This window comes from Roseibium sp. (assembly GCF_050301095.1).
Classification (GTDB): Bacteria; Pseudomonadota; Alphaproteobacteria; order Rhizobiales; family Stappiaceae; genus Roseibium.
In genome coordinates, this window is sequence record NZ_JBNKYW010000090.1 from 1 (window position 1) to 11,881 (window position 11,881).

An 11,881-nucleotide genomic window follows, 5' to 3' on the forward strand; every position below is an offset into this window, starting at 1 on the left:
AGGGGCTTCAGCCGGCCACAGTTCCTTTCGATTTGGGGGGCGGCGGGAAAAGATTGTAGCTGTATAATCTTACGAGGGAGCGGGCCGCAGAGGCGACGCAGGCCGGGGAACCGCTTAACGGAGACCGGAGCTCACAAGAGACGTGTTGACAATCTGGGCGGGGCACGGTTTCGGCAAAACAGACAAACAAAAAGGGCGGATCTTGCGACCCGCCCTTGAGTTTACCGTTCTGGTCCGGACAGATCAGAACAGTCCTTCGATCTGGCCCTTTTCGTCGAGACGGATGTGGTTCGCGGAGGGGACACGCGGCAGGCCCGGCATGGTCATGATTTCACCGCAGATCACCACGATGAAGCCGGCACCGGCGGAAAGACGGACTTCGCGCACCGGCAGGCTGTGGCCGGTCGGGGCACCGCGCCGCTGCGGGTCAGTGGTGAAGGAATACTGGGTCTTGGCCATGCAGACCGGCAGATTGCCGAAGCCGTCGGCTTCCCAGCGCTTGAGCTGATCGCGCACGGATTTGTCGGCAAGCACTTCGTCCGCACGGTAGATCCGCTTGGCAACGGTCTCGATCTTCTCGAACAGAGACAGGCTGTCGTCGTAGAGCGGAGCGAACTGTGCGGCGCCGCTTTCTGCCAGTTCGGCAATACGAGTGGCCAATTCCTCGGTGCCCGCGGAGCCGTTGGCCCAGTGCGTTGCCAGGATGGCATCGACGCCAAGTTCGGCGCAGTAGTTCTTGACCGCCTGGATTTCCGCATCCGTGTCGGCGGTGAAGTGGTTGATCGCAACCACTGCCGGGACGCCGAACTGCTTGACGTTCTCGATATGGCGGCCGAGGTTGGAGCAGCCCTTGACGACGGCTTCCACGTTTTCGGTGCCGAGGTCTTCCTTGGCAACGCCGCCGTTCATCTTGAGCGCCTTGATGGTGGCGACGATGACGACCGCGTCCGGGGAGAGGCCGGCCTTGCGGCACTTGATGTCGAAGAACTTCTCGGCGCCGAGATCCGCGCCGAAGCCGGCTTCGGTCACCACGTAGTCAGTCAGCTTCAGGGCCGTCTGGGTTGCGACGACCGAGTTGCAGCCATGGGCGATGTTGGCGAAGGGGCCGCCGTGGATGAAGGCCGGGTTGTTTTCCAGCGTCTGGACCAGGTTCGGCTGCAGGGCTTCCTTCAGAAGCACCGTCATGGCGCCATCGGCTTCCAGGTCGCGGGCCGTGATCGCGGTGCGGTCACGCCGGTAGGCGACGATGATGTCGCCGAGACGCTTCTGCAGGTCGTCCAGATCGGTCGCCAGGCAGAGGATCGCCATGATCTCGGAGGCAACCGTGATGTCGAAGCCACCTTCGCGCGGGAAGCCGTTGGCAACGCCGCCGAGCGAGCAGACGATTTCGCGCAGCGCCCGGTCGTTCATGTCGAGAACACGGCGCCAGGTGACGCGGCGCTGGTCGATACCAAGCTCGTTGCCCCAGTAGATGTGGTTTTCGATCAGCGCCGAGAGCAGATTGTGCGCGGAGGTGATTGCGTGGAAGTCACCGGTGAAATGCAGGTTGATGTCTTCCATCGGCACGACCTGAGCATAGCCGCCACCGGCGGCGCCGCCCTTCATGCCGAAGCACGGGCCGAGCGACGGCTCACGCAGGCAGATCATTGCATTTTTGCCGATGCGGTTGAGGCCGTCGCCGAGGCCGACGGTGGTCGTGGTCTTGCCTTCCCCGGCCGGCGTCGGGTTGATCGCCGTCACCAGGATCAGCTTGCCATTTGAGCGGCCGTTCAGGCCTTGCAGAAAGTCTGCCGAGATTTTCGCCTTGGTCCGGCCGTAAGGCAGGAGAGCTTCCTCGGGAATGTCGAGTTTCATACCGATTTCCTGAATCGGCTTCATGTTGGCTGCGCGGGCAATTTCGATATCGCTTGCCATTGGGATCTCTCCGTGAGCGTTTCCTGAATTTCCGATGAATCCTGCGAGTTCCGGTCGCATTGATCGTTGCGAAAACGCTAGTTGCAAGAGCGGTATGGCAGTTGTCCCGAAAGCGACTTTTAAAAGACGATTTACGACCGATGTTCACAAGCGCCGCTCGGAGCGGGGTAAATTCCCGGTTTGCGAGGGGTGAGCGGTCCCGGCGGCGCACGGTTGGCCGCTGGTTCGCGTAGTTCCCGGCCAGCTTCAAGTCAGGCATATTTCGCAAGAACTGCACCGCCGTCATGGTGCACTGGTTCAGTCCTGAACCATGTCAGTCATCGCGCGGAAACGCGGCGGTCAAAAAAGCTGCGGGCCGCCCTCAGGTGGACGAATGGAAGCTGCGGCCGGCGGCTTTGCAGCCGTCGGCCGGAAATTCTCGGAACGAGATGCAACTGACCTTGCCGGTCAGCTCAAACGCTCTTGTTACGGATGATTGTGTAGAGAAAGACCAGCATCGTCAGCACCGCAAGAAGGGAACCTGCCTTGGCGAGCGCCTCGCCCTGCTGGGTAAGTACGAGATAAATGCCCGGCACCATGACGACGACCGTCAATGCACTGAGGCCGTAGTGGATCATGGCCAGTTTCGTGGCGGCGGCGCCTGGAACCAGCTCATAGTAGGTGCCGAATATGCACATGGACACGAAACCGACCAGGTTCAGGTGGGCATGTGCGGGTGCCATGGTGAAGTCCGTCGTGATCGACATGTGAATTCCCCAACCCATTCCGATGAGCACGAAGATGACACCGGTGGCAAAGAACAAGCGTGGCAGTGTTTGCATGTATTTCCCCCTCCTTGGCGCGCGCCTTTGGTTTCTGACGCTACGTCCGCACAAAATTAGCATGTATTTTCAGCACTGCATCAACGAAAAGGGAATTGCAAAATCGGCTTGAACGGATTTTAGTTCCGTCATGACAGAAAATGACATCCTTTCCCGGCTTCCCGAGCGCCTGAAGAAGGCGCGCCGGGCACAGGGGCTCTCGCTGGAAGCGGTTGAAAAGCTATCCGGTGTGTCCCGCTCCATGGTCAGCCAGATCGAGCGCGGCGAATCCAACCCCACGGTTGCCACCCTTCTCAACCTGACCAGGGCACTGAAGGTCGACTTCGCCGGTCTTCTGGGCGAGGAGGCGGCGGAGGACCGGGTCGAGATCGTTCACGAGCACCAGACACCGACGCTCGACCGGGCAGGGGACGGCTGCAAGATCCGTATCCTGTCACCGCCGCAGGACACTGGCCGTTTCGAGATTTACGAACTGATTTTTTCCGAGGGCGGCCGACTGGAAAGCAAGCCTCACGAACGCGGTACCCGGGAGCAGCTGATTGCCGAGGACGGGTGTCTGGAAGTTACCTCCGGCGTTGCCAAGGGCATCATCAACAAGGGCGACACCGCCCGCTATGCCGCCGACGTGCCCCATAGCATCGAAGCCATCGGCGGAGCCGCGCGGGCGATCCTGATGGTGGTGAAGTTCTAAGAAGACGCGGAGCGTTATAACGGAAAAAATCCGTCATATCGGAATTTATGTCTTTTATTTCGAATGAAAATCCGGCATAGTGGAATTCAGGTCCATTTTGCCGGAGGAAGCCCCGTGTCCGATGCCTTTCTGTCCCATATTTCCGAAACCCTGAAAGAGATTGAAGCCGAGGGGCTTTACAAGCGCGAGCGGCTGATCACGTCGCCCCAGGGCGGAAAGATCACGGTTGGCGGACGCGAGGTGATCAACCTTTGCGCCAACAACTACCTGGGTCTGGCGGACCATCCGGCGCTTGAAGACGCGGCCAGAAACGCACTGGGACCGAAGGGGTACGGCATGGCGTCGGTCCGGTTCATCTGCGGTACCCAGGATATTCACCGGCAACTGGAGCAGCGCATCGCAGGCTTTCTCGGCAAGGACGACAGCATTCTGTTTGCGGCCTGTTTCGACGCCAATGGCGGCCTGTTCGAGCCGTTGCTGGGACCTGAGGACGCGATCATATCGGACGCGCTCAATCATGCCTCGATCATTGACGGTATCCGGCTCTGCAAGGCCAGGCGCTACCGCTATGCCAATTCCGATATGGCGGATCTGGAGGCGAAGCTCAAGGAGGCGCGTGTGGCCGGTGCCCGCCACATGATGATTGCCACTGACGGCGTCTTTTCCATGGACGGCTATCTGGCCAAGCTTCCCGAAATCACAGCGCTTGCCAAAAAATACGATGCCGTGGTCATGGTCGACGACTGCCACGCGACCGGGTTCATGGGGCCAAAGGGGGAGGGCACGCCGGCGCACTTCGGCGTCGATGTCGACATTCTGACCGGGACGCTCGGCAAGGCGCTGGGCGGCGGGATCGGCGGCTATATTGCAGGGCCTCAGCCGGTGATCGACCTTCTCCGCCAGCGGGCCCGGCCCTATCTATTCTCCAACTCCCTGCCGCCGGCTGTCGTGATGAGTGGACTGGAGGCGATCCGCCTCGTGGAAGAGGGCGACGCGCTGCGCCGCAACCTTTTCGAAAACGCGCGGTATTGGCGGGCAGGACTGGAAAACCTGGGCTTCACGCTGCTGCCGGGCGAGCATCCGATCATCCCCGTGATGCTTGGCGAAGCCAAACTGGCGCAGGCGATGGCGGCAAAATTGTTCGAGGAGGGCGTCTATGTCTCCGGCTTCTTCTTCCCCGTGGTGCCACGCGGACAGGCGCGTATCCGCACCCAGATGAATGCAGCCCTGACCCGCGAGGACCTGGACCGGGCTCTGGAAGCCTTTGACAAGGCGGGCAAGGCAACAGGAGTTCTGTCATGAGCAGCAACGAAATGAAGGCCCTGTGCAAATCCGAAGCGAAGGAAGGCCTGTGGATGGTGCGGGCGCCGGTTCCGGAAATCGGGCCGGACGATGTCCTGATCAAGATCCACAAGACCGGTATTTGCGGCACCGACATTCACATCTGGAACTGGGACGACTGGGCCTCGAAGACCGTGCCGGTGCCGCTGATCACCGGACATGAATTCGCAGGCGAAATTGTCGAGCTCGGCAAAAACGTCACCGATCTTGAAATCGGGCAGCGCTGCTCGGGCGAGGGGCACCTGATCGGCGGGCATTCGCGCCAGTCGAGGGCAGGCAAGTTCCATCTGGATCCGGAAACCCGTGGCATCGGCGTCAACGAACAGGGTGCCTTTGCCGAATACCTGCGCCTTCCCGCCTTCAACGTGGTTCCGCTGCCCGACGAGATCGACGACGAGATCGGCGCGATCCTCGACCCGCTCGGCAACGCTGTCCACACGGCGCTAAGCTTCGATCTGGTCGGCGAGGACGTCCTGATCACGGGCGCCGGGCCGATCGGTATCATGGCGGCGGCCGTCGCCCGCCATGTCGGGGCCCGCAATGTGGTAATCACCGACGTCAACCAGGCGCGTCTCGACCTGGCGACAAGGGTTGCCGACGTCGTGCCGGTCAATGTCGCCAAGGAAGACCTGAAGGGTATCGAAAAGACGCTCGGCATGAAGGAAGGCTTCGATGTCGGGCTGGAGATGTCCGGCAACCAGGCCGCGCTCGACCAGATGGTGGAAAACCTCGTCATGGGCGGGCGGATCGCACTGCTTGGCATTCCGCCCGGCAAGTCGCCGGTCGACTGGTCGCGCATCGTCTTCAAGGCGATCACCATCAAGGGCGTTTACGGCCGGGAAATCTTCGAGACCTGGTACAAGATGATCGCCATGCTGCAGAACGGCCTCGACGTGCGCAACGTCATCACCCACCGCTTCAGCGTTGACGACTTCAGGGAAGGCTTTGCCGCCATGAAGTCGGGCGAATCCGGTAAGGTCGTGCTGAGCTGGACCTGATGTGCCGCGAGCAACTCACCCGGAAGCCGCGGGGGAGCTGTCCGGGAAAAGCGCTTCGTGCGCCCCTTTTGCAGCGCGATCATGTCGCGAGCGATGTTGGCTTGCCGGAGCCGGCTTTGGTGAAGATACGCTTGAGCTCTACAAGTTTACGCAAAGCCGGATTTCTGCGGCAGGCCCATCTTCTTCAGCATCATGACCACGGGGCACATGCCGGTAAAGGAAGCCTGGATCAGGTGTGCGCCCAGAATGCCGGTCAGCCAAAGCCAGTTGAGATTGACGTAAACTGCCAAGAGCACCGAAGCGACGATCAGCGTACCTACCACGAGGAGAATGGCTCTTTCCACGGTCATCTTCCACTCCTGAATGTTGTCGATTTCGAATATCTTAAATTATGACGCTCTTTCCGGAATATTTCCAGTCAACACGCTTCTGGGCACCTTTGCCGAGAGCCGCAAGAAGCGCACGCATTCCCAAGCGTCAACAACGTGATGCTCGCGGTTCTTGAATCTGTCTTGCAAGGATGGTCGCCGGACCTGCAGGAGAGAGGCGCTCCGATCGGGCCGGGAGAAACTCCGTGAATTGCCGCCCAGCAGTTTGCCCGGAAGCGGATGGTTGCCGGTTTTTGGCGGTCCGCATTCCCCTGTTCGGATCTCGCAGGGCCGGGTAGGAGAGCAAAGCCGGAAGCAAGCCGGTGCGCCGTGGCTTCAGCAGGTGCGGGCCGGCCCGGTGTTGCAACTCCCGGTAATTATCATGTCGAAATGCCGGAAACTTAAATTTTTCACAACCAAATGCATGCATTGTTGAAGCTTGGCTGACGAGGTTGGCAATGAGCGCTGCGGAAAAGAAAAATCAGGTTACCTGGCCCAAATTAAGCGGCCCGCATATCTGCATGGGCGCCGGTCAACAGGTGTTGGAACTTGCGCGCAAGAGCCTGCAAAGCGCGGCGGAGATGCGTGGCGGTGCCCTGAGCGATACGGACATTGCTGCCGTCTTCGATCTCATTTCCGCTTCGCAAGACATGTTCGAGATCTACCGCTCCAACTACGAGGCCTGTGGCCGTATTCACAAGAAGCAGCCTTTTGTCGGAGCCAACAAGGACTTCTTCGCCGTGTCGGTGTTGCGGTTTCTCTCTTTCGACGTGCTGCGCAAGGTTTTCGAGCCCAATATGAAGCGGGCTGACGGGGCCTGGGAAATGGAATTCCTGAACGCTTTCAGCGGCTACATCTGCCGTACGGTGGATGCCGGGTTTGTTGATGCTCTGTCCGAAGCCTACCGCCAGCTTGCAAAAGCGCACGGCAATTCCATCACGGCGGTCACGATCGCGAACGACAAGGCGATCCAGGACATCCTCCGGAAAACCATGGCCGCCTTCCCGAAGGAACACATCGATTTCGTCAATTTCTCCAACGCGGTCAACAAGGCTCTCTCGGCGAAATACGAGTCTTATGGCCCGTCACCGATCAAGGTGTCGGAACCCGTGATCGAACGGTTCTTCGAGGCTCTGCGAAGCTCTGAAAACCGCAATTTCTTCCGGCAAGCCGTCCTGGCCTGAAGGTTACGTTTGCCAATCTTTCCCGTTTTTCCATGCAGAAAATCCTGGTCCAGACGGGCAAACGGTAACCATAACCGCACCAAATGCTCACTATGAGCATTTTTGATTTGATAATGCTCAAGTTGAGTATTATTGTTGAAGTCAGCCGAGGAGTTCGGCTGCCTGCAATTCAGTTCGAGGGAGTCTCGAATGTCCAATTATCACTATGGCGTCTTCATCGGCCGTTTCCAGCCGCTACATGCCGGCCACGAGACGGTCATCCGCGCAGCCCTGGAAAAGGTGGGTACGCTGATCGTTCTGATCGGCTCCGCTGCCCAGGCCAGAGATCCGCGCAACCCTTTCACCTACGGCGAGCGCGCCGACATGTTCGCCAGGGTCTTCAAGCACGAACTGGCGACCGGCCGGCTCATCCTGAAACCGGTAGCGGACCACCCCTATTCGGACACCGCATGGTGTGCCGCGGTTCAGCGCGTGGTCAATGAAACCGTACTGGATCATTACAACAACGGCGGCGTCCGTCTGCACGGTCTTCAGGACATAAGGATCGCGCTCGCCGGCTACGGCAAGGACCGCACGAGCTACTATCTGAAGCTGTTTCCCGAATGGGGAAACGTTCAGCTTGCCAGCCAGTACGGTACCTTTTCATCCACCGATGTCCGCAAGCAGCTTTTTCAGCGTATCCCGGTTGTCGCTCAGTCGGTCCTGTCACCGGAAGTCGCCGATTGGCTCAGTGCCTTTTCCCTCGGCGAGACCTTCCGGGCACTGCTGGAAGAAGCCGAGTATCTGGAATCTTATCCGAAGGAATGGGGCAGGGGCCCGTTTGTCACCGTCGACGCGGTCGTTATCCAGTCCGGCAACATCCTGCTGGTCGAACGCGGTCGGGCGCCGGGCAAGGGACTGCTTGCCCTGCCGGGCGGCTTCCTCGATCCGAGCGAAAGCATTCGCGATGCGGTCATCCGCGAGTTGAAGGAGGAAACGGCGATCAGCGACCACAAGGGCGAAATCCCGCCGGCGATGCTGGCCTCCTTCATCGATGGAACGAAAACACGCGTGTTCGATCACCCGGACCGGTCGCTGCGCGGCCGTATCATCACCCACGCCTTCCTGTTCCGTTTGCCCGAACGGCGTGAGTTGTTCTCTGTCACCGGCGGAGACGACGCCAGGGCCGCCAACTGGTACCGCCTCGGCGATCTGTCGCCGGAGCAGTTTTTCGAAGACCACTGGTCCATCATCGATCTGATGGCGGATCTCTAATCACCAACCCATGAAACCGGCCGCAGGGGAGACCTGCAGGCAAGTCTTCTGTCACGTGAGGAGTTCACAATGACAAATCCACTTCTGGCTACCGACAGCTACAAACAATCGCATTTCAAACAATATCCGCCCGAAGCCCGGATCATCTCCGCCTATGCGGAGGCACGTCCGAACAGCTTTTCCGAAAACCTTCTGTTCTTCGGGCTTCAGGCCTACTTGAAGAAAACGCTGCTGAAACCGATCACCGCAGCGGACATTGAGCAGGCGGAAAAGATCTGTGCGGCGCACGGCGTTCCCTTCAACAGAGAAGGCTGGCAGCAGATCCTGAACGACTACGGCGGGCTGTTCCCGCTGGAAATCAAGGCCCTGCCAGAGGGAACGGTGGTTCCCAGCGGCGTGCCGCTCGTGCAGGTAGAGAACACCGACGAGCGCATGCCATGGCTGACGACCTGGGTGGAGACGGGCCTGCTGCGCGCGCTCTGGTACCCGACGACCGTCGCCACCATGTCCTTCAAGTGCAAGCAGGCGATCTACCAGGGGCTTCTGGAAACTTCCGACGATCCGGATGCCCAGATCCCTTTCAAGCTGCATGACTTTGGCGCGCGCGGCGTGTCGTCCGCGGAAAGCGCCGCGCTTGGCGGCATGGCGCATCTGGTCAATTTCGCCGGTACCGACACGATGGAAGCCCTGGAAGCCGCAACGGTGTTCTATGGCGCGGATATGGCCGGGTTCTCCATTCCGGCGGCTGAGCACTCCACCATGACGAGTTGGGGCCGGGAGCGGGAACAGGAAGCCTTCGCCAACATGCTCGATCAATTCGCGGAGCCGGGAAAGCTCGTGGCAGTCGTCTCGGACAGCTATGATCTCGATAACGCGGTTGAAAACCTGTGGTGCGGTCTTTTGAAGGAAAAGGTGCTGCAAAGCGGTGCGACGCTCGTCATCCGGCCAGATTCCGGAGATCCGGTGGAGACGCCCCTCAGGGTGCTCGAAACCCTTTGGGCGCACTACGGCGGAACCGTCAACAGCAAGGGCGCCAGGGTGCTCAACCCTGCAATCCGCGTCATCCAGGGCGACGGCATGACGCTTGCCACGATCAGCCAACTGGTGGGCAATCTGGTAAGCTGCGGCTGGTCGGTCGACAATATCGCCTTCGGCATGGGCGGCGGGTTGCTGCAGCACGTCAACAGGGACACCATGCGCTTCGCCCTGAAGGCAAATGCCATGAAGTCAGCGGACGGTGTCTGGCAGGACGTCTTCAAGATGCCGGCGACCGACCCGGGCAAGGCCTCCAAGGCCGGACGCCAGGCAGTCGTTCTGGAAAATGGTGTTCTCACGGCAAGGCGGCTGGACGACCTTGCGGGGGAAGACGACCTGCTGAAGGTGGTTTACCGCAATGGCGAGCTGATCCGGGATTGGAGTTTCGACGAGGTCCGGCAGCGGGCTCAGCAGCACCTGCTGGAGCGCACCAGCGGATCGTCGGACGACAAGCTGATTCCGGGCGCGGAATGATTGACCAGCCTTCCAGCCTGTGAAAAGTATCATCGGTCCCGGCCACGAGGCCGGGGCTGACGGATTTGTATCCGCTACTTTATCCATTTCCGACGGACCCCGGTCCATCGCAAGGGTTTGCCGGAATGCACTTTACCCCCATTGCCACTTATTCCCTGATCGCCATCACGGTTGTCGTCTCACTGTTGGGGTTCAACAATCGGGGTCTGCTGAATAGGCTGGCGTTCCAGATCGGTCCGGTCTTGCGGCGCAAACAGGTGGAGCGTCTGCTGACCTGTTCCTTCGTGCATGTCGACGCTGGCCACCTGCTCATGAACATGGTGACGCTCTATTTCTTCGGCCCGCAGCTTGAGTACATTTACGGGCCGGTCAAATTCGTCGGCCTTTACGTTTTCTGTTCCCTTGCAGCCAGTCTGGTGGTGCTGGCCTTGCGCAGAAACCAGATGCAATACAGCGCCGTCGGGGCGTCGGATGCCGTCTGCGGCGTGCTTGGAGCCTTCTGCGTCCTCTTCCCGTTCCAGAACATCTACATACTGTTCATCCCGATCGGGATTCCGGCGATCGTCTTCGCCGGGCTGTTTCTGGCCTGGTCTTCCTGGGCGGCCAGATCCCGGAAGGGCAATGTGGCCCATGATGCCCATATCGCCGGAACGCTCGCCGGGGCGCTGGCCGTGCTTGTGGCAGGATCAGGCCTCTTCACGGGTGCTTGAGGCCCTCAGTCAGTCCGCAGCCAATCCTTCTCGAAGGTGACGTTTGCAACACCGGAAAACCGGGCCATCCGGCCGAGTTCCGCTTCCAGCCGTTCAAGCCGCCCCTTGCTCATGCGGATGCCCTTTTCAGGCCAGAAGGCGCGCACGTGCAGCCTGTCCTCGTCCCGAAGCGACTTCATGTCGATGCGTCCGATGAGCCTGTCCCGTTCGAGCACCGGGAAAACGTAATAGCCATATTTGCGCTTGGGTTCGGGAACGAAGATCTCGATCCGGTAATGAAAGCCGAACAGACGCTCGGTGCGTTTCCGGTCGCGAAGGGCCGGGTCGAAGGGGGACAGGATCCGCACCCGTGGCGGTGGCTCCGGAAGAGCGTGTAACATGTCCGGCATGTGCGGCCAGGTAAAAACCTTTCGCCAGACACCATTCGCGCATTCTGTCTCGACTTCGATGATCGTGCCGTCGGCCAGCGCGTTCTGGCACCAGTCCCTGGCTTCCTGCGGTGTGATCAGGTCCCAAAAGGCGGCAATTTCGCCGGAAGTCGCGAAGCCGAGCCGGTCGAGCGCCGAGCGGGCGGCCCAGTCTATCGTTTCCTGCTGGTCGAAGGCGGCATTCAGATGCTCCTGCGGAATGACCCGTTCCGTCAGGTCGTAGACTTTCTGAAAGCCGTTCCGTCCGCTTACCGAGATGTCTCCCGTACGCCACAGATACTCCAGCGCCGCCTTGGAAGGATGCCATTCCCACCAGCCGCCATTGCTGCGCTTCTCGTCCTCGCCGACCGTCGCGGAGGTGACCGGGCCGTGATCACTGATGCGCTTGAGAATGTCGTCGAACTTTTCTTCAAAGCCGACCCGCTGCCATTTGCGCCAGCGCTCGGCGAGGGTTTCCCTGTTGCGACCGAAGCGCAGGCGCCAGTGCTTGAAAAAGGCGGTCGGGATCACCGCGGCATCATGGGTCCAGTGCTCGAAAAGCTGCCGGTCGCGTTCGAGAAGAAGCTTGAGGTTCTTCTCCTTGTAGGCAGGTCTTCGCGCGGCGAGGATCATGTGGTGGGCGCGGGCGACCGTATTAATACTGTCGACCTGGACGAAGCCGAG

At 60.1% G+C, this 11,881-nt stretch carries 11 protein-coding genes; 7 read left to right on the top strand and 4 right to left on the bottom strand.

Features of this window, described 5'->3' with window-relative positions:
• Window positions 1-243: 243 nt before the first annotated feature.
• Window positions 244-1,914 carry a formate--tetrahydrofolate ligase gene (locus ACQY7U_RS08185; protein ID WP_428643405.1) on the bottom strand — a complete coding sequence of 557 codons (1,671 nt, stop codon included), beginning with the start codon at window positions 1,912-1,914 and terminating at the stop codon, window positions 244-246.
• A 452-nt stretch (window positions 1,915-2,366) separates the two neighbouring features.
• A complete protein-coding gene (locus tag ACQY7U_RS08190) occupies window positions 2,367-2,735 on the bottom strand; it encodes a hypothetical protein (protein WP_428643406.1) in 369 nt (122 codons plus the stop codon).
• A gap of 130 nt (window positions 2,736-2,865) precedes the next feature.
• Here ACQY7U_RS08190 and ACQY7U_RS08195 point away from each other — a divergent pair, with 130 nt between their 5' ends.
• The 3 genes from ACQY7U_RS08195 (at window position 2,866) to tdh (ending at window position 5,765) form a co-directional block, all read left to right on the top strand.
• Window positions 2,866-3,426: a helix-turn-helix domain-containing protein gene (locus ACQY7U_RS08195; protein ID WP_428643408.1), complete on the top strand. Its 561-nt coding sequence runs from the start codon at window positions 2,866-2,868 to the stop codon at window positions 3,424-3,426.
• Window positions 3,427-3,540: 114 nt separating this feature from the next.
• Entirely contained in the window at window positions 3,541-4,728 is a 1,188-nt protein-coding gene (locus ACQY7U_RS08200) for a glycine C-acetyltransferase (protein WP_428643409.1), read from the top strand.
• Window positions 4,725-5,765, top strand: a complete 1,041-nt coding sequence (tdh, locus tag ACQY7U_RS08205) for an L-threonine 3-dehydrogenase (RefSeq protein ID WP_428643410.1) — start codon at window positions 4,725-4,727, stop codon at window positions 5,763-5,765. The genes ACQY7U_RS08200 and tdh overlap by 4 nt, the downstream gene beginning before the upstream one ends.
• 146 nt (window positions 5,766-5,911) lie before the next feature.
• Here the strand turns inward: tdh and ACQY7U_RS08210 are convergent, their stop codons facing one another.
• On the bottom strand, window positions 5,912-6,115 hold the full coding sequence (locus ACQY7U_RS08210) for a YgaP family membrane protein (RefSeq protein ID WP_428643411.1): 204 nt from the start codon (window positions 6,113-6,115) through the stop codon (window positions 5,912-5,914).
• A 476-nt stretch (window positions 6,116-6,591) separates the two neighbouring features.
• Here ACQY7U_RS08210 and ACQY7U_RS08215 point away from each other — a divergent pair, with 476 nt between their 5' ends.
• From ACQY7U_RS08215 to ACQY7U_RS08230, 4 genes are all read left to right on the top strand, one after another.
• Entirely contained in the window at window positions 6,592-7,317 is a 726-nt protein-coding gene (locus ACQY7U_RS08215) for a hypothetical protein (RefSeq protein WP_428643412.1), read from the top strand.
• A 189-nt stretch (window positions 7,318-7,506) separates the two neighbouring features.
• The gene (locus ACQY7U_RS08220; protein ID WP_428643414.1) at window positions 7,507-8,571 is read left to right on the top strand and encodes an NUDIX domain-containing protein; all 1,065 of its coding nucleotides are present in this window, start codon (window positions 7,507-7,509) and stop codon (window positions 8,569-8,571) included.
• Window positions 8,572-8,640: 69 nt separating this feature from the next.
• Window positions 8,641-10,080 carry a nicotinate phosphoribosyltransferase gene (locus ACQY7U_RS08225; protein WP_428643415.1) on the top strand — a complete coding sequence of 480 codons (1,440 nt, stop codon included), beginning with the start codon at window positions 8,641-8,643 and terminating at the stop codon, window positions 10,078-10,080.
• Window positions 10,081-10,205: 125 nt separating this feature from the next.
• Window positions 10,206-10,790, top strand: coding sequence for a rhomboid family intramembrane serine protease (locus ACQY7U_RS08230; protein ID WP_428643416.1), 585 nt, complete (start codon window positions 10,206-10,208; stop codon window positions 10,788-10,790).
• Window positions 10,791-10,795: 5 nt separating this feature from the next.
• On the opposite strand, the gene ACQY7U_RS08235 is transcribed toward ACQY7U_RS08230, so the two are convergent.
• On the bottom strand, window positions 10,796-11,881 hold a 1,086-nt coding region (locus tag ACQY7U_RS08235; protein WP_428643417.1), incomplete at its 5' end, for a winged helix-turn-helix domain-containing protein.